Source organism: Flavobacterium humidisoli (assembly GCF_023272795.1).
Taxonomy (GTDB): domain Bacteria; phylum Bacteroidota; class Bacteroidia; order Flavobacteriales; family Flavobacteriaceae; genus Flavobacterium; species Flavobacterium humidisoli.
The window spans coordinates 4,538,640-4,564,202 of the sequence record NZ_CP096829.1 but is presented as its reverse complement, the minus strand read 5'-3'; the positions used below and the strand labels follow the sequence as shown (position 1 = coordinate 4,564,202).

14 protein-coding genes are annotated in these 25,563 nt (G+C 36.6%); all 14 read left to right on the top strand.

Features of this window, described 5'->3' with window-relative positions:
- Positions 1–15 precede the first annotated feature (15 nt).
- Positions 16–1,992, top strand: coding sequence for a RagB/SusD family nutrient uptake outer membrane protein (locus M0M44_RS19425; protein ID WP_248727187.1), 1,977 nt, complete (start codon positions 16–18; stop codon positions 1,990–1,992).
- Positions 1,993–2,093: 101 nt separating this feature from the next.
- Positions 2,094–3,806 carry a polysaccharide lyase gene (locus M0M44_RS19420; protein ID WP_248727186.1) on the top strand — a complete coding sequence of 571 codons (1,713 nt, stop codon included), beginning with the start codon at positions 2,094–2,096 and terminating at the stop codon, positions 3,804–3,806.
- Positions 3,807–3,877: 71 nt separating this feature from the next.
- On the top strand, positions 3,878–4,567 hold the full coding sequence (locus M0M44_RS19415; protein WP_248727185.1) for a DUF3826 domain-containing protein: 690 nt from the start codon (positions 3,878–3,880) through the stop codon (positions 4,565–4,567).
- A 42-nt stretch (positions 4,568–4,609) separates the two neighbouring features.
- Positions 4,610–6,316 carry a polysaccharide lyase gene (locus M0M44_RS19410; RefSeq protein ID WP_248727184.1) on the top strand — a complete coding sequence of 569 codons (1,707 nt, stop codon included), beginning with the start codon at positions 4,610–4,612 and terminating at the stop codon, positions 6,314–6,316.
- A 258-nt stretch (positions 6,317–6,574) separates the two neighbouring features.
- Positions 6,575–9,736, top strand: coding sequence for a DUF6298 domain-containing protein (locus M0M44_RS19405; protein ID WP_248727183.1), 3,162 nt, complete (start codon positions 6,575–6,577; stop codon positions 9,734–9,736).
- A gap of 137 nt (positions 9,737–9,873) precedes the next feature.
- Positions 9,874–11,277 (top strand): glycoside hydrolase family 140 protein, encoded by a 1,404-nt coding sequence (locus M0M44_RS19400; RefSeq protein WP_248727182.1) that lies wholly within the window; start codon positions 9,874–9,876, stop codon positions 11,275–11,277.
- A gap of 203 nt (positions 11,278–11,480) precedes the next feature.
- Positions 11,481–13,049: a glycoside hydrolase family 28 protein gene (locus M0M44_RS19395; protein WP_248727181.1), complete on the top strand. Its 1,569-nt coding sequence runs from the start codon at positions 11,481–11,483 to the stop codon at positions 13,047–13,049.
- Positions 13,050–13,137: 88 nt separating this feature from the next.
- A complete protein-coding gene (locus tag M0M44_RS19390) occupies positions 13,138–14,055 on the top strand; it encodes a glycoside hydrolase family 43 protein (protein ID WP_248727180.1) in 918 nt (305 codons plus the stop codon).
- Between the two features lie 191 nt (positions 14,056–14,246).
- Positions 14,247–16,109, top strand: coding sequence for a sialidase/neuraminidase family protein (locus tag M0M44_RS19385; RefSeq protein ID WP_248727179.1), 1,863 nt, complete (start codon positions 14,247–14,249; stop codon positions 16,107–16,109).
- Between the two features lie 142 nt (positions 16,110–16,251).
- On the top strand, positions 16,252–19,026 hold the full coding sequence (locus tag M0M44_RS19380) for a glycoside hydrolase family 78 protein (protein WP_248727178.1): 2,775 nt from the start codon (positions 16,252–16,254) through the stop codon (positions 19,024–19,026).
- A 142-nt stretch (positions 19,027–19,168) separates the two neighbouring features.
- Positions 19,169–20,593, top strand: a complete 1,425-nt coding sequence (locus tag M0M44_RS19375; RefSeq protein WP_248727177.1) for an acetylxylan esterase — start codon at positions 19,169–19,171, stop codon at positions 20,591–20,593.
- A gap of 134 nt (positions 20,594–20,727) precedes the next feature.
- Positions 20,728–23,178: a glycoside hydrolase family 95 protein gene (locus M0M44_RS19370; RefSeq protein ID WP_248727176.1), complete on the top strand. Its 2,451-nt coding sequence runs from the start codon at positions 20,728–20,730 to the stop codon at positions 23,176–23,178.
- Between the two features lie 153 nt (positions 23,179–23,331).
- Positions 23,332–24,900 (top strand): MGH1-like glycoside hydrolase domain-containing protein, encoded by a 1,569-nt coding sequence (locus M0M44_RS19365; protein WP_248727175.1) that lies wholly within the window; start codon positions 23,332–23,334, stop codon positions 24,898–24,900.
- 14 nt (positions 24,901–24,914) lie between these two features.
- The gene (locus M0M44_RS19360; RefSeq protein WP_248727174.1) at positions 24,915–25,517 is read left to right on the top strand and encodes a hypothetical protein; all 603 of its coding nucleotides are present in this window, start codon (positions 24,915–24,917) and stop codon (positions 25,515–25,517) included.
- Positions 25,518–25,563 lie beyond the last annotated feature (46 nt).

The following is a 25,563-nucleotide window of genomic DNA, read 5'->3' as shown; positions in this document are numbered from 1 at the left end:
AAATTAAAAGAAATTATGAAAACACCATTTAAATATATAACACTATCACTATTGCTAGCAGTAGGTGCTGCTTCTTGTAGTGATGATTTTCTAAAGGATAAGAAAGGTTATGGCTTTTACGATGATACATTCTACCAAACTCAAGAGCGTGCACAAGCCTATGTAGACAATCAATATTATGATTTTTATAATGCTTATAAGTCACCAACTGCTACAATTATTGGTTCTTATACAGATACAAATTCAAGGTTGACAGAAGAGTTGGGTGGAACGCAAGATTTTATCAATCCAAACAAAACACTTATAAACTCAGCTGATGCAAGTGGTTATTATGGAGCTAAATTAGCAACTAGTATCAATAACCATCCATACAACAGAATTAGAGAATGTAATGCTTTCTTAGAAGACATTGATGTAAAAGGTTCTAATTTGGATAAAACATTCCGTGATCAAGCAAAAGGGCAGATGTATTATATGCGTGCAATGCAGTATTTTGATCTAATGCGTGTTTATGGAGGAGTTCCTATTGTAACTACTGTTCAAGATGCATCGGCTACAGATGCTTCAATCCAGTTGCCTAGAGCAAAAGTTTCTGAAGTGGTGGCGCAAATCGTTAGTGATTTAGACATGGCCGCAAGTTTATTACCTGGAAACTGGGGAGCTGCAGCTTACGGACGTTTTACTAAAGGAGCTGCAATGGCTCAAAAATCTAGAGTACTTTTAACATTTGCTAGTCCTATATTTAATAAAAATTGGGATGGTTCAAACGAACGTTGGGAAGCGGCGTTGAAAGCAGGATTGGAAGCAGAAGCTCAATTGACAGCTGACGGTTATGGATTATATGGAAGCACTGCAAAACAATGGGAACAAATGTTCTTGATTGATAATGCTTTCTGTTCAGAAGCAATCACAGTGCAACTTTGCGGATTTGGTGTTACTTCTCAAGCAATTAATAACTCTTGGGAAAAAGGAATCCGTTTATTGAGTTTAGGAGGTACAGGTGGAGGAGTTGCTGCTCCAAAAGAAATGATTGATTTATTTCCGATGGCAGATGGTAGTAGACCAACTGCAGCAAATGGTTATAACGATTTTACTTTCTTCCTTAACAGAGATCCTAGATTTTACAGAACTTTCGCTTTTTCTGGTTCTAAATGGGGAAGCAAAGAAACTCCAAATAGTGTTCTTTGGGCTTACCGTTGGTTAGATGGTTCAAATAAAGCAGGGTTTTCAGATGGAAATACTGCAATATCAAGTCCAGCTTTCGTAAGAAAAATGACAAATACAGCTGCTAGTAAAGAAACAAACTTCCAGTATTCTGGTACAGATATTTTTGAATATCGCTATGCTGAATTATTATTAAACATCGCAGAATGTTATGCAGCTTTAGGTCAAACTACTAACACTATAGCTTATTTAGGAAGAATTAGAAATCGTGTTGGTATTCCTTCAGCAAACAATTACGGAATTGGAACACTTTCTGATAAGTATCAAGCAATTGAAGCAGTTTTATATGAGCGTAGAGTAGAGTTAGCTTACGAAGGAAAACGTTTTTGGGATGTTCAAAGATGGATGTTATATGATAATGAAGTATTGCCTGGAGTTACAGGAGGTACTGTAAGTAAATTAGGTCTAACACCAATTAACGGAACAAAACGTACTGGTAACTTTTTACAATATAAAGTTGCAACAACTTCAGCGACTACCGATCCTTTGGCTAATGCTCGTGCAAGTATAGTAGCAGATCCAGATGCGGCAAATTTCCAAGCTCAATTAGCAACTTTGGCAACATTCTATAATACAAACTTTATCCGTACAGCATTAGTTACGCCTATGGATAACTTTAATGGAGCGGCGGTTAATATCAAATTCAATCCTAACTATTATATTAATGGATTAAATACAACGGCTTTAACTGCAAATCCTTGGCTATTACAAACTATTGGTTGGAATGATAACTTTGGTGGGCTAGGGACTTTCAATTATCAAGAATAGATTTTTATTAAAAAACAGAAATATTACAAAGCTTTTCACCTGTATTCGTCAAAAGATACAGGTGATTTGTTTAAAAAGAATTACCACAACTAGAAATTAACATGAAAAATTCCGTATTATTTATCGCATCATCTCTGCTTTTTTTAGGAAGTGCAAAATGTTTTGCTCAATATCCGAAGATAAGTCCAGAAGTTCAGGCTCAAGAAAAAGCAATTAAAGAAGAAGCTCAGAGACTTTCTGATGAAGCTTGGACAAAAGCTTTAGTTGTTATTGAAGAAGAAGCAAAACATGGTAAACCTTATATTCCGTGGGCAGCTAGACCAACAGATTTACCTCAGGCAGAAATTCCTGCTTTCCCAGGTGCTGAGGGTGGTGGAATGTACACATTTGGAGGTCGTGGTGGAAAAGTTTACACGGTAACTAGTCTTGAAGACCGCGGACCAGGAACTTTGCGTGAAGCCTGCGAGCAAGGAGGAGCGAGAATAGTGGTATTTAATGTTGCCGGAATTATAAGATTAAAAAGTCCATTGATTATTCGCGCGCCTTACATTACAATTGCAGGACAAACGGCTCCTGGCGATGGTGTTTGTATTGCTGGAGAATCAACTTGGATCGATACTCATGACGTAATTATAAGACACGTACGTTTCCGTCGTGGAGAAACTTTTGTAGGCCGTCGTGATGATGCTATTGGAGGAAATCCTGTTGGAAACATCATGATCGACCACGTTTCTGCAACTTGGGGATTAGACGAAAATATGTCAATCTACAGACACATGTACAATCCAGGGCCAGGTTACCCAGACATTAAAGTTGGAACTGTAAATATTACAATCCAAAACAGTTTATTTGGAGAAGCATTAGATACTTACAATCACGCTTTTGGAAGTACTTTAGGTGGAGAAAACTGTTCTTTCATGAGAAATATGTGGGCTAACAATGCAGGAAGAAACCCTTCTATAGGTTGGAACGGAATTTTCAATTTTGTGAATAACGTAGTTTTCAACTGGTACAACAGATCAACAGATGGCGGCGATTATACAGCAAATTACAACATCATAAACAACTTCTACAAACCAGGTCCTGTAACCGATTTAACACAGCCAATCAGCTATAGAATTTTAAAACCAGAATCAGGAAGAAGTAAATTGCCTTATTTGGTTTTCGGAAGAGCTTATGTTAATGGAAATGTGGTTAATGGAAACGAAAAAGTTACCAAAGACAACTGGGATGGCGGAATTCAGCTAGAGAATAAAAAAGGGGAATTAATGACTTACGATGAAGCAAAAGAATACTTCTCTAAAATGAAGGTAGAGAAACCTTTCCCAATGCCGTGGTTCAATAAATTTATGACAGCTGAAGAATCTTATGAATTCGTACTTAAAAATGTTGGAGCGACTTTACCAATCAGAGATAAAGTAGACGAAAGAATCGTAAGAACTGTAAAAACGGGAGTTCCGGAATATGCAAAAGGATTAGAGAAAAAAGAATTCTATCAATTCGAACACAGACGTTTACCGATGGATTCTTATAAAAAAGGAATTATTACCGACATTTCTCAAGTTGGAGGATATCCAGAATACAAAGGAAAACCTTATGTAGACACTGATAAAGACGGAATGCCAGATGCATGGGAGAAAAAATACGGTTTAAATCCGAATGATCCATCTGATGCAAAAGGAGATTTAAACGGAGATGGATATTCTAATATCGAAGACTACATCAACGGTGTAAATCCTGCTATAAAAGTAAATTGGAAAGATCTTGCTAATAACAAAGAAACATTAGTTAGACCTTTATTAGATTTAAAATAAGGAATAATTTTTGAAAACATTCTTGTTTAGTAATGAGCAAGAATGTTTTTAAATAACTAAAAAATAAAATCATGGCACTAAATAAAATAAATGCTGGTTTGTTATCGCTTGTTTTTGCCTTTTCAACTTTAAATGCACAACAGCATTTAGATCCTGAATATGTAAAGGTTACTAACGAAAGAGCTGCAAAAATCGTTACCAAATTAGATTTGAAAAACGAGGCAAAAGAAAAAGTGGTTTCAAACATCATTGCGCAACAGTTTAGAGATCTAACTGAAATTCAGGATGGGAGAGATGCTGAAATCAAAAAAGTAAAAGAAAATGCAAGCTTAGCCAAAGAAAAACAAAACGAGAAAATTGATAAACTGAAATCAAAAGCAGATGAATCAATTGTAAAACTGCACAAATCGTACATCAAAAAATTAGGTAAAGAATTATCAGAAGATAAAATTACTGAAGTTAAAGACGGAATGACCTATGGCGTACTTCCTATAACAGTTGCAGGTTACAATGACATGTTGCCAAATTTAACAGCAGAACAAAAAGACTATATCTACAAAGCTTTAGTTGAAGCCAGAGAACATGCAATGGACGCGGGTTCATCTAAGGAAAAACACGGATGGTTTGGTAAATACAAAGGAAGAATCAACAATTATTTATCAAAACAAGGTTACGATCTAAACAAAGAGAGTGCAGACTGGCACAAACGTATCGAAGAAAGAGAAAAGAATAAAGTAAAAGATTCGACTTCAAAAGAATAATTTTTTCTATTACAACTATTAACTACAACCACACACAATTCAATGTATACTATTTTCCCTAACCGTACTTTAAAAAGAACATTTATGGCGTTGTCATTTTGTTCGCTTGTTTCATCGGCATATGCCCAATATCCGGTAATTCCAAAACCTGTTCAGGAAAAAGCCGATGCTATTTTAGCTGACGAAGAAAAAAGACTGAGCGAAATCTGGAATGCTAATCTTCATATAATCAAAGAAGAAGCAAAACAAGGAAAACCGTATTTACCTTGGGCTTCATATCCTAAAGATTTTGTTTTGGCAGATATTCCTGCTTTTCCAGGTGCTGAAGGCGGAGGAGCATTTACACAAGGCGGACGTGGCGGAAAAATATTTGTGGTTACTAGTTTAGAAGACAGCGGAAAAGGAACTTTTCGTGAAGCTTGTGAAGCAGTTGGAGCAAGAACTATTGTTTTTAACGTTTCGGGAATTATTCAATTGAAAAAAAGAATTAGCATGCGTGCGCCTTACGTGACCATTGCTGGACAGACTGCTCCTGGTGACGGAATTTGCATTGCAGGAGAAACTTTAGAAATTGATACTCATGACGTTATTATCAGACACATGCGTTTTAGACGTGGTGCAACCGAAGTGACAAGAAGAGACGACGCATTGGGCGGAAATCCGATGGGAAATATTATCGTAGACCACTGCTCAGTAAGTTGGGGATTAGACGAAAATATTTCTTTGTACAGACATCAATTCGCAGCAAATGCAAAGTCAAAACTGGAGAAATTACCAGCTTGTAACATCACCATTCAAAACACCATCTCTTCTGAAGGTTTAGATACGTATAATCACGCTTTTGGAAGTACAATCGGCGGATTAAATAGTACGTTTATGCGCAATTTATGGGCAGACAACATTTCGAGAAATGCTTCTATCGGAATGTATGGCGACTTCAATTTCGTGAATAACGTAGTATTCAATTGGTGGAATCGTACTTTGGACGGAGGTGATTATCGCTCGATGCTGAATATCATCAATAATTACTTCAAACCAGGTCCAATAACACCAGCAGATCAGCCAATTGCACATAGAATTGTAAAGCCTGAATCTGGGTATATTGAACCAAAACAATACGGAAGAGCTTATGTTTCAGGTAATTTTATTGTGGGGTCTCCAGAAGTTACAGCAGATAACTGGAATGGCGGTGTACAATTAGAAGATCTTCCGGAAGCTCAAACAAAAGATTTTTTAGCAGCAATCAAACAGCCAAAACCTTTCTCAATGCCAAAGTTTAATATCATGTCGGCTGAGGAAGCATATGATTTTGTTTTGACGAATGTAGGAGCAACAATTCCAAAAAGAGATGCGGTTGACGAAAGAATCATTAAACAAGTGCGCACCGGAAAAATCGAAGTAAAAGACGGTTTAGAAAACGCAATTGGAAAAGAATTTGTTAAAAGAAGATTACCTGCAGATTCTTATAAAAAAGGTATTATAACACATCCTGACCAAGTGGGAGGTTATCCAACGTATAAAGGAAAAGCATATAAAGATTCTGATAATGACGGAATTCCAGATGCATGGGAGAAAAAATTTGGGTTAAACCCGAATGATGCTTCAGATGCGGTTAAAGATTCAAACGGAGACGGATATACCAACATCGAGAAATATTTCAACGGAATCGATCCAAACAATAAAATTGACTGGACAAAAACCGAAAATAACACCGATACATTGGCTAAATTAAAGGGATTGTTACAATAAAGTCTTAAATTTAGTCACAAGAATTAACGTAAACCTATCAGGTTTAATTAACATAAAGATTAAACACAAAGTTTGTCATTTCGACGGAGGAGAAATCACACTAGAAAATCCACAAAGTATGTGATCAATCTTTGGCTATATGCGAGTGTGATTTCTCCTCCGTCGAAATGACAAGATTGTGGAGAAAGACAAACCTAAAAATTATATGAGCTTATATTACTCATATGGTTTAATTTTAAAGTCTAAAAAAATAATAAGGTGAATTTTATCCAGTTAAAAAATACAATCTCCCTTCAAAAAGATAAAATAATTTTATCGACTTTCGTGATGCTTTTCAGCATTAGCATTACAACAGCACAAACCAATTTCCCTGACATTATCAAAACCAAAGAAGGAAAACTTTCTTTCACAACAGATAATAAAGGAAATCAAATTCCTGATTTTTCTTATGCAGGATATATGGCATCAGAAAAAGCAATTCCGAATGTCGAGAATAAAATTTTTGTTCCAAAACAAGAAGAAGATGCAACACAAAGAATTCAGGCTGCGATTGATTATGTAAGTAATTTAAAACCAAATAAATCAGGTTTTCGCGGAGCAGTTCTTTTAGACAAAGGAACATTTAAAATTAACGGAACATTATTCATCAGAAAATCAGGCGTTATTTTACGCGGAAGCGGTAATAATGAAAACGGAACTATTCTTTTAGGAACTGGATTAAAAAGAGAAGCTGTAATTAGAGTTTTAGGAATTGACGATAAAAAACTGGGTGAAACCTTTGAATTCAATACAAATTATACGCCGCTGGGAACCAAAACACTCCAATTAAAAAATGCCTCAAAATTAAAACCATCAGATGAAATTATCATCACAAAACCTTTAACAGATAATTGGATTAAAGAGTTAAAAATGGATGATTTTGGTGCAGAAACAGGTTGGGTTGGCTGGAAAAAAAATGATTGGGATATTACCTGGAACAGAGTCGTAACCAAAATCAACGGCAATGAAATAACTCTAAATGCTCCACTAACAATGGCTTTAGATGATGTTTACGGAACTGCAAAAGTAAACACATATTCTTGGTCGGGAAGAATTGAGCAAATCGGAATCGAAAATATTTTGTTGAAATCAGCTTATGATACTTCAAAACCAAAAGACGAAGAACACAGATGGTTCGGAATCAGTATAGAAAACACAAGAAATGCATGGGTAAAACAAGTAAGTTTTAAGCATTTTGCAGGAGGAGCCGTTTCGGTATTAAAATCGGCACAGCAAATTACAGTTGAAGATTGTATTGCTACAGAACCCGTTTCTGAAATTGCAGGTTTTAGACGTCATACTTTTTATACAGAAGGTCAGCAGACCTTATTTCAACGCTGTTATTCAGAATACGGTTACCACGATTTTGCAGTTGGCGGTTTTGGAACAACAGGACCAAATGTATTTATTCAATGCGAATCATTTTTACCATTCAATAATAGCGGTGCTATCGGAAGCTGGGCAACAGGCGTATTATTTGAGATTTCTTATATAGACGGCCACACTTTAAGTTACAATAACAGAGAACAAAACGGAAGAGGCGCAGGTTGGACTGCTGCTAATAGTGTGATTTGGGAAACATCTGCTTCTAAAATAGAATGCTACAATCCGCCAACAGCGCAAAACTGGGCTTTTGGAACTTGGGGCGGCATTATGGCTGGAGATGGGCATTGGAAAGACGTAAACAACCATATTGCGCCAAGAAGTTTATTTTATGCACAACTAGAAAACAGATTGGAAAAACTTCCTGTCAATCCGCATATATATGATTTAGGTTCAGAACCTTCTTCAAGTCCTACAATGGAAGTTGCTGCCGAATTAACCAAAAATTCAGTAGCTCCAAAAGAAAGTTTAGTAGAATGGATCGCAGAAGTATCAAAAGCAAATCCAATTAATACAAACAATTCAGGACTCAAAAATGCGAATGATTTAAAAATAAATTCGACACAAAATACAATTTCAGATAAAAAAGTAACCACAAAAAATGGATGGCTTACTTATGACAATAAAGTAATCGCGGGAAATAGATTAAGCGTGCCGTGGTGGCGAGGAAGTCTGAGAGATAGTGATATTTCTAAGTCGGTTCCGGATGTTACAAGATTCGTTCCCGGAAGAACCGGAACCGGATTTACAGATAATATCAATGACGTATCAGATTATTTGAGTACCAATAATATGGTTGCTTTAGAGCACAATTACGGTTTGTGGTACGAGAGAAGAATGGACGATCACGAAAGAGTTCGCCGTTTTGATGCCGATGTTTGGCCTCCATTCTACGAACAGCCATTTGCCAGAAGCGGGCAGGATTTAGCATGGGATCAATTAAGCAAATACGATTTAACAAAATTCAATGATTGGTACTGGGAGCGTTTGTCGCTTTTTGCGAATGTCGCAGAAGCGAAAGGACAGTTGTTAGTTAATCAGCAATATTTTCAGCATAATATTATAGAAGCTGGAGCACACTGGTCAAGTTCACCGTGGCGTTCTGCAAACAATATAAACAGTACGGGATTTCCAGAACCACCGCCATATGCAGGAGACAAGCGTATTTTCATGGCAGAGCAGTTTTATGATGTTACGAATCCTGTAAGAAGAAAATTACACCAAGGTTTCATCAGAAAATCGCTGGATAATTTTGCAGAAAACAGCAACGTAATTCAGTTAACAAGCGCCGAATATACAGGTCCGCTGCACTTTATGGAATTCTGGCTGGACGAAGTTCAAAAATGGAAAGACGAAACGGGTAAAAAAGCAATCATTGGTTTAAGTGCTACAAAAGACGTTCAGGATGCTATTTTAAACGATGCGAAAAGAGCCAAAACAGTAGATGCAATTGACATTCGTTATTGGTATTACAAAGAAGACGGATCGGCTTACGCACCAGAAGGCGGTAAAAATTTAGCACCAAGACAACACGCCCGAAAATTAAAAACCGGAAAAGAAACAGATAATCAGGTGTATCGTGCCGTGCGTGAATACCGGGAAAAATATCCTGAAAAGGTAATTTTATATTCAACCGACGGTTCGCCAAGATTTGGATGGCCGGCTTTAATGGCGGGCGCTTCATTGGCAAATATTCCGAAAATCGAGCTTCCAGACTTTTATACCGCTTTAAGCGAAATGAAATTAGTAGACGGAAATACGTTTTCAGACAATCTCTGGAAATTAGAAAACAAAGGAAAAAGTTATCTTTTTTATCTGAAAACCGATCAGGATATTACAATCGATTTATCAAACGAAAAAGGAACTTTTGAAGTATACACAATAAACGCAGCAACAGGAACTTTCAATAAAAAAGCCAATATAAGCGGAGGAAAACAAATAACAATTCCACAAGCAGAAATAAAAGAAAAAGTACTTTTTGTTTTTAAAAAGAATTAAAATCAAAGATTAAAAATGAAATCTGCTCAATCCGCAAAATCTGCGAGAAAAATTTAAAGACAAAGCTTGGAAAATCCATTAAATCAGTGAAATCTGTGGCAAAAAAAATAAAAATATAATTTCAAAATACAACCAAAATGAATCTGAAAATTAAATATTTATACGCCTTAAGTGCAAGCTTTTTATTGACAGCACAAAGCGGATTTTCGCAAGCTGCCAAAACAAAAGACGCACTTTCTGAAATCAAAATTTCTAAAAATCAGCATTATTTTGTTACCGGAGATGAAAAACCATTTTTCTGGCTGGGCGACACAGGCTGGCTGGCATTCGGGAAATTAGACAGAGCAGGAGTAGACAAATATTTTAAAGACAGAAAAGACAAAGGCTTCAACGTCGTTCAGGTGATGGTTTTGCATAACATCAATGCCGTGAATGTGTATGGCGATGCCGCTTTAATCAACGAAGACGTATCAAAACCATTGCTTACAGCAGGAAATGATTTTAAAGATGCAAAACAATACGATTATTGGGATCACGTAGATTATACATTAGAAGTCGCTCGCAAAAACGGAATTTATTTAGCAATGGTTCCGGTTTGGGGAACAAACGTTTCAAAAGGGAATAAAGTGAGCAAAGAACAGGCAGTAGAATATGCAACGTTTTTGGCAAATCGTTATAAAAACAAAACCAACGTAATTTGGTTAAACGGCGGAGACACGCACGGAAATGAATTTCAGGATATCTGGAACGCCATTGGGAATACTTTAAAAACTAATAATCCAAACCAATTAGTGACTTTTCACCCGTTTGGAAGAACCGATTCATCAGAGAATTTTCACAACGCAAAATGGCTGGATTTCAATATGTTTCAGTCAGGCCACAGAAGATACGATCAGGATTCAATAAAAACGAATTTCAAAGAAGACAATTACAAATTTGTGCTAAGAGATTTCGAATTAAAACCAACAAAACCAACTCTTGACGGAGAGCCATCGTACGAAGGAATTCCACACGGTTTACACGATACTTTACAGCCAAAATGGACAGCAAATGATGTTCGCCGTTACGGATATTGGTCAGTTCTATCTGGCGCATCAGGATATACATACGGGCACAACGCCGTAATGCAGATGTTCAGAAAAGGCGATAAACCAGCATATGGAAACAAAGAATTATGGACATCGGCCATTAATGCACCAGGAGCAAAACAGATGGTTTATATTAAAAAACTGATGGAAGAATTTCCATTTTTAGAAGGAACTCCAGATGTTTCATTAGTAGTGAACCAAGGAGAAAAGTACGATTACATTCCGGTAATAAGAGGAGAAAAATATGCTTTGTTTTACACTTATAACGGAAGAATAATTGAAGCCAAATTAGGAAAAATTTCCGGCGATAAATTCGAAGCAACTTGGTATAATCCAAGAAATGGCAAGAAAATTAAAATAGGTACATTTGATAATAAAGGGACTCAAAATTTTCAACCAGCAGGAAAAAAAGAAGACGGTAATGATTGGGTTTTGATTTTACGTTCTATTTAGTAATTAGTGAAAAGTAAAAAGTAATTAGTGAAATGCAATTCTTGAAATAAGTAATCACAGATTATCCTCAATATTGTCATTCCGAGGAACGAGGAATCACACTCGAGAATCGACAACGATTGGCGAATTACTATATGGAATTTTTAGTGAGATTCCTCGTTCCTCGGAATGACAAACAGTTCGATTATCCAAAAATATAAACAATGAAAAACATACTAATAATTCTTTTCTTCATCACAGGACTTAACATCGCTTTCGCAAACGACGGCTGGTTAAACATTCTAAACGAAGGAGGAAACAACAAAGGAATAAAATGCACCCAAGCCATTCAAAATGCAATTGAAAAAGCCTCTAAAAATGGCGGAGGAACTATATTTTTCCCTGCTGGGGAATATCTTACGGGAGCATTAAATCTAAAAAGCAACATCACGATTCATTTAGATTCAGGCGCACTTTTAAAGTTTTCAGAAAATTTTGATGATTATCTTCCTTATGTAGAAATGCGTTACGAAGGAATCGTAATGAAAAGTTTCCAGCCTTTATTTTATGCTAAAGATGTAGAAAACATCACTATTACTGGAAGAGGCGTAATCGACGGACAAGGAAAAGCGTGGTGGAATGAAGTGTACCGAATTGAAACGGCGAAAGAACCGCTTCCTCCAACCAAATACCAAACGATGTGGGAAGAGCAAAACAAAGGCCTTTACACAGAGCCGTATTACAAAAGAACGGTTGATAAAAAATTCTTCAGACCTTCTTTTTTTCAGGCTTACAACTGTAAAAATATTTTAATTGAAGGCGTTACGTTTCAAAATTCGCCTTTTTGGACGATCAATCCTGAGTTCTGTGATAATGTAACGGTAACCGGAATTTCGATTTTTAATCCGCATTCGCCAAATACAGATGGGATTAATCCTTCATCTTGCACCAATGTTCATATTTCAAATTGTCATATCAGCGTTGGAGACGATTGCATTACGATTAAATCAGGAAGAGACGGTGACGGACGTAAATACGGAAAAGCAACTGAAAATGTTACGATTACCAATTGTACAATGTTAAGCGGTCATGGTGGTGTTGTTATAGGAAGCGAAATGTCGGGCGGAATCAAAAAAATCACGATTTCAAACTGTGTTTTCGACGGAACCGATCGCGGAATCCGTATCAAATCAGCACGCGGACGCGGTGGTGTTGTAGAAGATATTCGTGTGGATAATATCGTCATGAAAAACATTAAAGAAGAAGCAATTGTACTAAGCCTTTTCTACGATAAAGATACCAAAGTAGAACCTGTTACAGAGAAAACACCGATTTTCAGAAACATTCACATGAGCAATATTACAGCTTCAAACGTGAACAAAGCTGGTCAAATTTTAGGAATTACCGAAATGCCAATTCAGAACATCACTTTCTCCAATATCAATATGGACGGAAAAGAAGGTTTTACAGTAAACACCGCTACAGATGTTGAATTTCACGATGTAAAAGTAAATGCAACGATTGGTTCTTCTTTCAAAATATCAGATTCCAAAAATGTTATTTTAGACAATGTTGGATCTTCAACAGCAATTAAAAATGTTCCGGTTATCAAATTAGATAATGTTTCTAATGTGTTGATTAATAATAATTTTCCATTTAATGCTACGGATGTTTTCATCGAAGCAAACGGAAAAGAAACAAAGAATGTTTTCCTAAAAAATAATGTTTTTAACAATGTAACAACGTCAGTTAAAAAAGGGAAAGATTTAGATAAAAAAGCAATTACAGAATAGAAAATTCAAAATAATATAACACAGATTTCACGGATTTACACCAATTTAATTCGTGCTAATTTGTGAAATTGGTGTTTAATTAGACAACATGAAAAAAATAGTCATCATACTAACCTTTTTCCTTTTTGCGATTAGTTATTCGCAGAAAAAGAAAGATTTATACCTTTTTACGTCATTTCGTGAACCAGCAACAGAAGGTTTATATCTGGCTTACAGCGAAGACGGTTATAACTGGAAAGGTTTGGAAGGTTCATTCTTAAAACCTGAAATCGGCGCTAGCAAAATCATGCGTGATCCGTCCATCACAAAAGGAGCAGATGGAACTTATCACATGGTTTGGACAACCGACTGGAAAGGCGGAAATGGTTTTGGATATGCTAGTTCTAAAGATTTAATTCATTGGTCAAAACAAGAATATATTCCGGTAATGAAAAACGAACCGGAAGTGGTAAACGTTTGGGCGCCGGAAATTTTTTACGATGATGTTAAAAAAGAATACATCATTATCTGGGCATCGACAATCCCGTTCCGATTTGAAAAAGGTGTGGAAGAAGAAAAAAACAATCACAGAATGTATTATGTAACGACAAAAGATTTCAAAACATTCTCTGATACAAAATTATATTACGAACCAGGTTTCAGCGTAATTGACTGTGTGATTGTAAAGAAAGGAAAAAAAGATTATGTTTTGGTTCTGAAAGACAACACCAGACCCATGCGAAACATAAAAGTAGCTTTCGGAAAATCGCCTTTAGGACCATTCAGCAAAAGTTCAGAGCCTTTGACAGAATATTTATCAGAAGGGCCAACGGTAGTGAAAGTCGATAAAAAATGGCTGTTGTATTATGACAATTACGGTTCAAAAAATTATAAAGCCTTAAGTACTTCAGATTTTGTTCATTTTGAAGATGTTTCGTCAAAAATAAGCCTTCCCGAAGGACACAAACACGGAACGATTACCACAATCTCTGCAGAAGTTTTAAAAGGATTAATTGATAAAAAATAAATGATATAGCCACAGATTCCACAGATTAAAATGATTTTTTTTATAGTATTTAATAATCAAAAAAAATAAATCTGCTTGATCTGCAAAATCTGCGAGAGTAAAATTTTTTCCCGCAGATTTTGCAGATTGAGCAGAAAAAAAAAAAAAAATCATTTTAATCTGTGGAATCTGTGGCAAAAAATAAAATACTAATGATTACTTTCCAAAATATCAAAACCAACCTCTTAACTACAGCCACAATTTTATTGATTGGCACAGCTGTAAATGCGCAGAAAGATACCGTTCGTTACGTTGGTAAAACACTTTCAAATGTTGATTATCATCACGGGCAGTTAAGTCCGGCAGTTGGAGTTCACGCTACGCAGATTATGCGTGCGAGCAGAGAACATCCGGAAAAAGCCGATGGTTTTGGCTGGACATACAATCACCAACCTACAATGGCGTATTGGAATGATACTTTTTATCTTCAGTACTTAAGTGATCCTGCAGGCGAGCATATTCCGCCGAGCCAGACGCTGATTATGACTTCAAAAGATGGCGTAAGCTGGAAAATGCCAAAAGTAATTTTCCCGATTTATCATATTCCTGACGGATGGAAAAAAGAAGGCGTAGAAGGCGTTGCTAAAAATTTGGACGCGATTATGCACCAGAGAATGGGCTTTTATACTTCAAAAGAAAAACGACTTTTTGCTTTGGCGTATTACGGAATTGCGATGGATGAAAAAGACGATCCAAATGACGGAAAGGGAATTGGACGTGTAATTCGCGAAATCAAAAAAGACGGAAGTTTTGGCGAAATTTACTTCATCAGATACAATAAATCCTGGGATAAATCGAAATCGGCTTTTCCATTTTATACACAGGCAAAAGACAAAGGTTTGAAAAAAGCCTGCGAAGAAATTTTATCTGATCCGTTGGTTTTACAGCAATGGGTGGAAGAAGCCGATCGTGACGACGAATTGATTCCACTAAAGAAACCTTATAAAGCTTTAAGTTCGTATCATCTGCCAAATGGCGATGTTGTAGGTTTATGGAAACACGCTTTGACATCAATCAGTAAAGACGGAGGAAAAACATGGGAATACACTCCCGTTCGTGCTCCCGGTTTTGTAAACAGCAATGCTAAAATCTGGGGACAAAAAACGTCTGATAATCGTTATGCGACCGTTTACAATCCATCAGAATACCGCTGGCCTTTGGCAATTTCAACAAGTGATGACGGATTGAATTACAAAGATTTACTATTAGTTCATGGCGAAATTAGTCCGATGCGTTATGGCGGAAACTATAAATCGGCAGGGCCTCAGTACGTTCGAGGTATTTCAGAAGGTGACGGAACTCCGCCTGACGGGAAACTTTGGGTAAGTTACAGTGTAAACAAAGAAGATATTTGGGTAGCATCGATTCCGGTTCCCGTTACTTCGGTTGTGACAGAAAACGCAAATGATGTTTTCAGTAATCTTCCTGACGGACAAGAATTAAAGTTATGGAATACCTATGATTTATCTTGGGCTTCAACCAAAATAGAAAAGAAAGAGGGCAAAAAATGGCTGACGTTAAGAGATCAGGATTATTTTGATTATGCCCGCGCAGAACGTGTTGTTCCTTTTGCAGAAAAAATGGAAGTCACTTTTACGGTTAAACCAGAGCAGAATAATCACGGTCTATTACAAATTGAATTTCAGAATAAACAAGGATTACCAGCCGTAAGATTAACTTTTGATTCGGATGGGCAGTTGAAAACAAAAACGGGAGCGCGTTTTAATACGATTGCCAAATACGAAGCTGGAAAAGAGTATAAAGTAAATGTAAAATTGAACGTTAAAACCCGTTCGTACACTGTAAAGGTAAACGACGAAAAAGAATCAACGAGAATTTTTTATGCTCCGGTAGATGGTTTTGAGCGAATTATGTTCCGCACAGGCGAACAGAGATATACGCCAAATCCGGACACAGCACCAGATACAGATGATTACGATGATCTGCCTCAAACAGGAAAATTAATTCCGGAAGCAGTATTTAATATTGAATCGTTGATAACGAAAAAATTATAGAACGCGGATGACACAGATTCGCTAAAGCGAAGACGCAGATTGACGCGGATTTTTTAAATACTACAATGAAAAAATCCGTTTTTATCCGCGTCTTTACGAAGTAAATCCGTTTAATCCGCGTTCAAAATCTCAACAATAAGAAATGAAGAATTTCAAAAACATAGTATTAGCAATTTGTCTTTTAGTAACCTTAGTTTCTAAAGGACAAATTTTGCCTGTACATTTAACAACAGAAATGGCTGAAAATCCATTAGCAGTGGTTCAAAATCAACCGAGGCTGAGCTGGAAGCTGGTTTCAAAAGAATCCGATGCATCACAAATTGCTTATTTGATTTTAGTTGCTTCTTCGGAAGAAAAACTAAATAATGATGATGGAGATATCTGGAATTCTGGAAGAGTAAATACAGAAAAAAATCTGCATATCGTTTATAATGGAAAGCCATTAAAAAGTGAAACCAAATATTTCTGGAAAGTGAAAGTTTGGAATCAAGTGGGAAAAATTTCTAAATGGAGCAAAACAGCTTTTTTTAGAACCGCTTCATTAGAATCAGAATTAAATTCGATTTGGATTGGGGCGATTACCAAAGCCGACAGTCATTTACCGGAAGGCCGAAATTATCATACAGCCACTTTCAACAGAGAAAAAAAGAATTCGTTTATCAATGCTTCAGATTCGCTTTCACGCAGGAGTATCATGCTTCGTAAACCTTTCGAAATAAAAAAAGAAATCAAAGAAGCAGTTGTTTATATCTCAGGTTTAGGACATTATGAATTGACTATCAATGGTAAAAAAGTTGGAAACAGTCAATTTGCACCTTTATGGACAGATTATGATAAAACGGTTAATTACAATGTTTACGAATTAAGCTCAAAAGAATTTCAAAAAGGCGATAACGTAATTGGTGTTTTGTTAGGAAACGGAATGTACAATACACTTGCCGAAAGATATACCAAATTTTTCGTGAGTTTTGGCCCGCCGACTTTATTCTTCAAAATGAAAATTAGCTATAAAGACGGTTCAGAAGAAATTATAAAATCGGATGAAACATGGAAATACAGTAAAAGTCCGATTACGTATAATAGTATTTTTGGAGGAGAAGATTACAACGCCAATTTAGAACAAAAAGGCTGGAACAGAAAAGGTTTCAAAGATGCTGATTGGAAAAAAGTTGTAATTCAGGAAGCTCCAAAAGGAGTTTTAAGAGCGCAGACTGCACCGCCAGTTACAATTCAGAAGCAATACGAAGTAAAAACCGTAAAAGAGTTGAAACCGAATTTCTATGTTTTTGATATGGGACAGAATCTTTCTGGATTTCCAACTATTAAAGTAAAAGGAAAAAAAGGACAGACGATTCGTGTTTGGGTAGCCGAAGGATTAAATGAAGAAGGAACAATTGCTCAGGGAAGATCTGGAAAACCATACTATTACGATTATACTTTAAAAGGAAAAGACGTTGAAGAATGGACACCAAAATTCAGTTTCTACGGCTATCAATATGTTCAGATTGAAAACATTAATTATAAAGAAGATAAGAATAAGGAACTTCCAACTTTGGTTGATTTAAAATCGAATTTCATTTACAATTCGGCAGGAGAAGCAGGAAGTTTTGCCTGTTCGAATGAGATTTTCAATAAAACACACGAGCTGATCAACAATTCGATAAAAAGTAATTTTCAAAGTGTTTTTACCGATTGTCCGCAGCGTGAAAAATTAGGCTGGCTGGAAGAAATTCATTTGAATGGTCCGGGTTTAATGTTCAATTATAATTTACAGACTTTTATTCCTGCAACGATGCAGAATATTTCTGATTCACAACGCGATAACGGATTAATTCCAACCATCGTTCCTGAATATGTAATTTTTGGAGGTGACTTTACCGATTCCCCAGAATGGGGTGTAACAGGCGTGATTCTGCCTTGGATGTATTATGAATATTACGGTGATGCCACATTACTGGAAAAATATTTTCCTATAATGAAAAAGTATGTAGATTATCTAGGCACAAAAGCAGAAAATCATATTGTATCGCACGGATTAGGCGACTGGTACGATTACGGAACGCACGCTGCAGGCTATTCAAAAAACAGTCCGATTGCGCTTTCGGCTACTTCGCATTATTATTATGGGGCTTATTTAGTGGCTAAGGCGGCTAAAATGTTGGGAAAAACGGAAGATATCGAGAAATACGAAACTTTGGCTTCTGAAATCAAAACGGCTTTCAATGCAAAATTTTTCAATACGGAAACCAAACAATACGGTACAAACAGTCAGTTTAGCAATGCCGTTCCGATTTTCATGAATATCGTAGAACCGCAGTATAAAGAGGCTGTAATGCAAAATTTACTGGCTGACATCAAAGAAAAAGGAGATCGTTTAACAACTGGAGATGTTGGAAATCGCTATTTATTCCAAACGCTGGCAAGAAACGGTGAGAACGAAACCATGTACAAAATGCACAATCATTACGATGCGCCGGGTTATGGTTTTCAGATTAAATTTGGTTTAACGACTTTAACGGAACAATGGGATCCGAGAAAAGGAAATTCGTGGAATCATTTTATGCTTGGGCAGATTGAAGAATGGTTTTACCAAAGCTTAGCCGGAATTATGGCAGATCCCGAAAAACCAGGTTTCAAGCATTTCTTTATTCAGCCGGAAGTAGTGGGCGATATGATTTTCGCGAAAGCAGATTATCAATCGGTTTACGGAAAAATAGTTTCGTCTTGGGAAAAGAAAGACGGCAAGTTTATTCTGAATGTTGAAATTCCGGTGAATACAACGGCAACAATAAAATTACCTGTTTCTAAAAGTTCGGAAATAAAGATTGACAATAAAAAAGTTAGGACAGGTTTTGATGGAACGAAACCAACTTTAGAATTAGGATCTGGAAATTATAAAATAGAATGCAAAATATAGAACACGGATGACACGGGTTCGCTATCGCGAAAACACGGACTGACACGGATTTTTCTATTCAAAATAATTAAAAAATCCGTTTTTATCCGCGTCTTTACGAAGTGAATCTGTTTTATCAGTGTCTAAAATCTCAACAATATAAATGAAGAATATCAAATACATAATTACAATTGCAGTTTCCATTTTTGCTTTGACATTTGCCAATGCGCAAAGCACTTCTGATACTAATTTTAGAAAACCGGTTTCAGAAACTTTAAAGAAAATAGAAACCGTTTTTAATGTCACGATTAACGACGACCGAGGTTTATTAAAAGGAAAAGAACTGGATTATGCCGACTGGAGAATTGAACCCGGAAATCTGGCTATTTCGTTAACTAACATTCTGGCTCCGTTTGAATTGATGTATTTTAAACAGCCAGATGGAACCTACATTATTCGTAAATATGAAAACCATAAAGTTTCAGTTGATAAAGGAAAAGAACGCTTGTTTTATTTAGAAAGCCTTTATTCGACTAAAGAACAATGGGAAAAACGTAAAACGGAGTTAAAAGCTTGTATGATAACCTCATTTGGTTTGGATAAGGCGCCCCCTACGCCAAAGTCTAAACCACTTTTAACTCCAAAGAGAATTTATAAAGATTACAGCGTAGAAAATATCGCTTTGGAAATCTTGCCGGGTGTTTATGCAACTGGATCGATTTACAAACCGTATCCGTTAAATAAAAAAGCAGCAGTTATTTTAACTCCTGACGGACATTTTGGAGATGGAAGATATAGAAAAGACGAGCAGTACCGTTGCGCGATTATGGCTAAAATGGGCGCTATTGTTGTGTCTTATGATTTATTTGCATGGGGAGAATCATTATTACAGTTTCCTGAAGAAACGCACAGAAATAGTATTGCATCGACAGTTCAGGTTTTAACCGGAATACGTTTTCTGGATTATTTGGCAACGGTAAAAAATGCTGATATGTCAAGAGTTGGCGTTACTGGTGGTTCTGGCGGAGGTTCTCATACGATGTTTTTAGCAGCATTAGATGACCGAATCAAAGTTTCAGCTCCGGTTGTGATGGTTTCATCTCATTTTTCAGGCGGTTGTCCGTGTGAAAGCGGTCGTGGCATTCACTTATGCGGCAACGGAACAAACAATGCAGAAATATCAGCGATGATGGCGCCAAAACCGCAATTAATTGTTTCTGATGGAAAAGACTGGACCTTAGCGGTTCCGGAACTGGAATTTCCTTTTATCCAGAGAACGTATGAATTGTACGGAAAGAAAGATTTAGTCGAAAATGCTCATTTTGCAAAAGAAGGACATGATTTCGGAGTTTCAAAACGTATGGCTTTGTATCCGTTTATGGCGAAATATTTAAATTTAGATTTGAATAAAGTGAAGAATGATAAAGGCGAAATCGACGAATCGGCTTGTGTGATTGAAACTTACGATAAGTTGTATGTTTTTGGAAACAAAGCAGAAAATCTGCCTAAAAATGCGTTGAAAGACATCAACAAATTATATGAAATGTTCGGAGAAAAAAATCTGAAAGTTTACGAGGTTAAAAAATAGCCACGAATTCACGAATTATTAATCTCCATAATCTGCGAGAGTATTTTTAATTATTAGAAAAATAAATTTGAGAAATTAAACGCAAAGAATGATTAGAGTTAATTCGTGAATTCGTGGCGAAAAAAAAATATACTATGAAGTTAAAAAGTAAAATTACGGCGATTTGTTTTGGGATTTTTTCGCTTACAGCAACAGCACAAAACGACCTGAAATTATGGTACGATAAACCGGCTGCAATCTGGAACGAAGCTTTGCCATTAGGTAACGGACGCTTGGGGGCGATGGTTTTTGGCGATCCTGCTGTAGAACGTTTGCAATTGAATGAAGAAACCATTTGGGCAGGTTCTCCAAACAGCAATGCACATTCTAAATCAATCGAGGCTTTGCCAAAAGTAAGACAGCTTATTTTTGATGGGAAATTTGATGAAGCACAGGATTTGGCAACCAAAGATATTATGTCGCAGACTAATGACGGAATGCCGTACCAAACTTTTGGGAGCGTTTATATTTCCTTCGCAGGACATCAAAAATATACCGATTATTACCGTGATTTAGATATAAGCACCGCCACCGCAAAAGTAAAATACAAAGTAAACGGTATCGAATTTACCAGAGAAATTCTAACCGCATTTTCAGATCAGGTTATTGTGGTGAAACTTTCGGCGAGTCAGCCGGGGCAGATTACCTGCAATGTTTTTATGAATAGTCCGATTGATAAAACGGTAGCTTCAACAGAAGGAAACCAAATCATACTTTCGGGTTTAGGGACTAATTTTGAAGGCGTAAAAGGAAAAGTAAAATTTCAGGGGCGTTTAACGGCTAAAAATAAAGGCGGCGAAATTAACGCCAGCAACGGAATCTTAAGCATTAATAAAGCCGATGAAGTGACTTTGTATATTTCGATCGCAACTAATTTTAAAAATTATCAGGATATATCGGGCGATGAAATTGCCAAAAGTAAAGAGTATTTGGCTAAAGCCGAAGTAAAAGATTTTGAAACCATAAAAAAATCCCACGTTGATTATTACCAAAAATTTTTCAACAGAGTGGCTTTAAATTTAGGTTCGAATGATTTAGTGAAGCAACCAACAAACGAAAGAATTCGCGACTTCTCGAAACAATTTGATCCGCAATTGGCAGCTTTGTATTTTCAGTTTGGACGTTATCTTTTAATTTCGAGTTCACAGCCAGGCGGTCAGCCGGCTAATTTGCAGGGAATTTGGAACGACATGGTAACACCTCCTTGGGACAGTAAATACACCACAAACATCAATGCCGAAATGAATTATTGGCCTGCACAGGTAACCAATCTTCAGGAAATGCACGAACCTTTTGTTCAAATGGCAAAAGAATTAAGTGTTACGGGCGCAGAAACTGCGAAAATAATGTACAATGCCAGCGGTTGGGTTTTGCACCACAATACCGATATCTGGCGTGTAACGGCTCCCGTAGATTCTGCTGCATCAGGAATGTGGCCGACAGGCGGTGCATGGATTTGTCAGGATTTATGGGAAAGATATTTATACACTGGTGATAAAAAATATCTGGCAGAAATTTATCCAATTATGAAAGGAGCTGCAGATTTTTTCCTTGATTTTATGGTGATCGATCCGAATACAAAATATTTGGTGGTTGTCCCTTCAAGTTCTCCCGAAAACACACATGCGGGCGGAACAGGAAAAGCGACAATTGCTTCCGGAACTACAATGGACAATCAATTGATTTTTGATTTGTTTACGCATGTTACTGAGGCTTCGGCTTTGGTTTCTCCGGATGCAGCTTATGTGAAAAAAGTACGTGATGCTTTAGCTAAAATGCCTCCAATGAAGGTTGGAAAACACAGTCAGTTACAAGAATGGCAGGAGGATTGGGATAATCCAAAAGACAATCACCGACACGTTTCGCATTTATACGGATTGTATCCGAGTAATCAGATTTCGGCAATTAAAACACCTGAGTTATTTGAAGCGGCCAAGCAATCTTTGATTTACAGAACAGACGAATCTACAGGCTGGTCGATGGGATGGAAAGTAAATTTATGGGCCAGACTTTTAGACGGAAATCATGCTTATAAATTAATTCAGGATCAATTGCATTTGGTGACAGCTGACCAAAGAAAAGGCGGTGGAACGTATCCGAATATGTTAGATGCGCATCAGCCGTTTCAAATTGATGGTAACTTTGGATGCACAGCCGGTTTTGCTGAAATGTTAATGCAGAGTCAGGAAGATGAAATACATTTATTGCCGGCTTTACCTAGCGTTTGGAAAGACGGAAGTATAAAAGGTCTGGTGGCCAGAGGCGGATTTGTAATTGACATGACGTGGAAAAACAATAAAGTTTCGGAGTTGAAAATCTACTCCAAAATAGGAGGAAACTGTAGATTGAAAGTAGAAAATACTTTAAAAGGAAATTCGCTTAAAAAAGCAAAAGGCAAAAATCCAAATCCGTTGATTTATGATGTTCAAGTAAAGAAACCGATTATCTCTGATCAAGCGAAACTGGAAAAAGTAAAACTGCCAAATTATAATATTTACGATGTGAATATGAAAGCAGGGCAGACGTATACTTTTACGGGGAATTAATACATTATAAGTATAGTTTGTCATTCCGAGGAACGAGGAATCACACTCGAAGCTCGACAAAGATTGGAGATTCTCGTTACGGAATCCCGCGTGTGATTTCTCCTTACGTCGAAATGACAAAACTATATGAAAAGAATAAAATAGAAACAGAATATGTTACATCATTTTAAATACAAAATAATTGCTTTACTAATCTTGGTTTCAACTTTGAACATAAGCTGTAAATCGGGCGCAGGGCATTCTCAAAAAGGAAAAGCGGTTGTTTTAAAAGAAAAGAACTTCAAACATTATGTTGATTATTTCAACACGATGGAAGATGAAAATTTGAAATTTGCGATTCCGAATGACAGTGCGTGGATTTGGATGGAAAAGAATATTCCGTTGTTTGAATGTCCGCAGCAGAATTTTGAGGAGATTTACTATTTCCGTTGGTGGAGTGCGAGAAAGCATATTAAAAAAACACCACAGGGATTTGCGATTACCGAGTTCTTGGTAGATCGTTCGTATGCAGATAAATACAACATGATCAGTTGTGCTTTAGGGCATCACATTAATGAATTCAGATGGATTCATGATCCGCAGTATATTGAGCAGGATGTGAAAATTTGGTACCGAGGAAATGATGGAAAACCGATGAACAAATTGTATAAATTCAGCAGTTGGACAGCTGATGCTTTGTACAACCGTTATTTGGTGAATAAAGATGAAAAATTTCTATTGGATATGTATCCAGACATGGTAACAGATTATGCTGTTTGGGAAAAAGACCGTCAGCGCAAGGATGGTTTGTTTTGGCAGCATGATGTAAAAGATGGAATGGAAGAATCTTTAAGCGGCGGGCGTAAAGTGCAAAATGCAAGACCAACGATTAACAGTTATATGTTTGGGAACGCTATGGCGATTTCTAAAATGGCTGCTATGAAAGGCGATAAGGAAGCAGAAACAAAATTTAAAGCGAAAGCAGCTGTTTTGCAGCAATTAGTCGAAACCAAATTATGGAATGCTAAAAGCGAGTTTTTTGAAACTTTAACAGAAAAAGATACATTAGCGCAGGTTAGAGAAGCGATCGGATTTATTCCGTGGTATTTTAATCTTCCAGAAAAAGGAAAAGGTTTTGAAAAAGCGTGGGAACAAATTAAGGACGAAAAAGGATTTTCGGCGCCGTTTGGTTTGACAACAGCCGAAAGAAGAAGTCCGCGTTTTAGAACGCATGGAACCGGAACCTGCGAGTGGGACGGAGCCATTTGGCCATTTGCAAGTTCTCAGACTTTGACGGCTTTAGCGAATGTTCTGAATAATTATGATCAGAATTTTGTGGCTAAGACGGATTATTTCAAACAAATGGATTTGTACGTGCAGTCGCAATATTACAGAGGGAAACCTTATCTTGGCGAGTATTTGGATGAAACAACAGGATATTGGCTAATGGGCGACAGAGAGAGAAGCCGTTATTATAATCACTCGACTTTTAACGATTTGATGATTACAGGATTGGTTGGTTTGCGTCCAAGAGCGGATGAAAAGATAGAAGTGAATCCGTTGATTCCACAGGAAAAATGGGATTGGTTTTGTTTGGATAATGTTTTGTATCACGGCAATATTATTACGATTCTTTGGGATAAAACCGGAGAAAAATATAAAAAAGGAAAAGGTTTCAGGATCTTTAAAAACGGAAAGGAAATTGCTTTTTCTGAGAGATTAGAGAAGTTGGTTTCCAATTAAATAAAAAAAACAATATGGTATTTGATTCTATAATGGGGTATGAAGAATATTCGAATCTGGATTTTGATGCATCAGAAAAAGTAGAAGCAACTACAGAAAAAATATGCAGAAACAATGTTGAAGAATTAAAAAGTTTCTGCGAAGAAAAGCTTTTTTCAGAAACAGATAAAATTAGTCTAATCTATTATTCTTTATCTGAATGCGAAAATTATAGTTTTTGGAATGATTTTTTAACCAAAGAATTTATCAGGGTTTTTGAAATCGCCATCAATCAAAATAAAATGGAGAAGCTTTATCCTCTTTTAGAGAATATTACAGTTGATGAAACGAATTCTTTAGACGCAGAAAAGGTTATAGAAATTTTGGTTAAAGAGCTTGATAATCAAAAATTGCAAATTCGATTTAATTCGTTGTCGTTATTGGAATATTGGCTGGATTTTGATGGTTTAGGAATTAAACAGTCGGTTATTTCAAAACTAAGAGACAAAACAAAAGATACCAATTGGAAAATTCGCTGGAACGCGCACAAGATGCTAAAGGGAAGGAATATTCAAGTTAAGGATTTAAGTTTAATGGATAAAATCAGAGGGAGATATGGTAATGTCTATTCTTTATAAAATGTAACATTTTCAGTTAGCTTAATTACTAAATATACCAGTCTTC

Bases quoted from the DNA above. Each gene is read 5' to 3' on its own strand.
- M0M44_RS19425 (WP_248727187.1), top strand. From the start codon at position 16: ATGAAAACACCATTTAAATATATAACACTATCACTATTGCTAGCAGTA.
- M0M44_RS19420 (WP_248727186.1), top strand. From the start codon at position 2,094: ATGAAAAATTCCGTATTATTTATCGCATCATCTCTGCTTTTTTTAGGA.
- M0M44_RS19415 (WP_248727185.1), top strand. From the start codon at position 3,878: ATGGCACTAAATAAAATAAATGCTGGTTTGTTATCGCTTGTTTTTGCC.
- M0M44_RS19410 (WP_248727184.1), top strand. From the start codon at position 4,610: ATGTATACTATTTTCCCTAACCGTACTTTAAAAAGAACATTTATGGCG.
- M0M44_RS19400 (WP_248727182.1), top strand. From the start codon at position 9,874: ATGAATCTGAAAATTAAATATTTATACGCCTTAAGTGCAAGCTTTTTA.
- M0M44_RS19395 (WP_248727181.1), top strand. From the start codon at position 11,481: ATGAAAAACATACTAATAATTCTTTTCTTCATCACAGGACTTAACATC.
- M0M44_RS19390 (WP_248727180.1), top strand. From the start codon at position 13,138: ATGAAAAAAATAGTCATCATACTAACCTTTTTCCTTTTTGCGATTAGT.
- M0M44_RS19385 (WP_248727179.1), top strand. From the start codon at position 14,247: ATGATTACTTTCCAAAATATCAAAACCAACCTCTTAACTACAGCCACA.
- M0M44_RS19380 (WP_248727178.1), top strand. From the start codon at position 16,252: ATGAAGAATTTCAAAAACATAGTATTAGCAATTTGTCTTTTAGTAACC.
- M0M44_RS19375 (WP_248727177.1), top strand. From the start codon at position 19,169: ATGAAGAATATCAAATACATAATTACAATTGCAGTTTCCATTTTTGCT.
- M0M44_RS19370 (WP_248727176.1), top strand. From the start codon at position 20,728: ATGAAGTTAAAAAGTAAAATTACGGCGATTTGTTTTGGGATTTTTTCG.
- M0M44_RS19365 (WP_248727175.1), top strand. From the start codon at position 23,332: ATGTTACATCATTTTAAATACAAAATAATTGCTTTACTAATCTTGGTT.
- M0M44_RS19360 (WP_248727174.1), top strand. From the start codon at position 24,915: ATGGTATTTGATTCTATAATGGGGTATGAAGAATATTCGAATCTGGAT.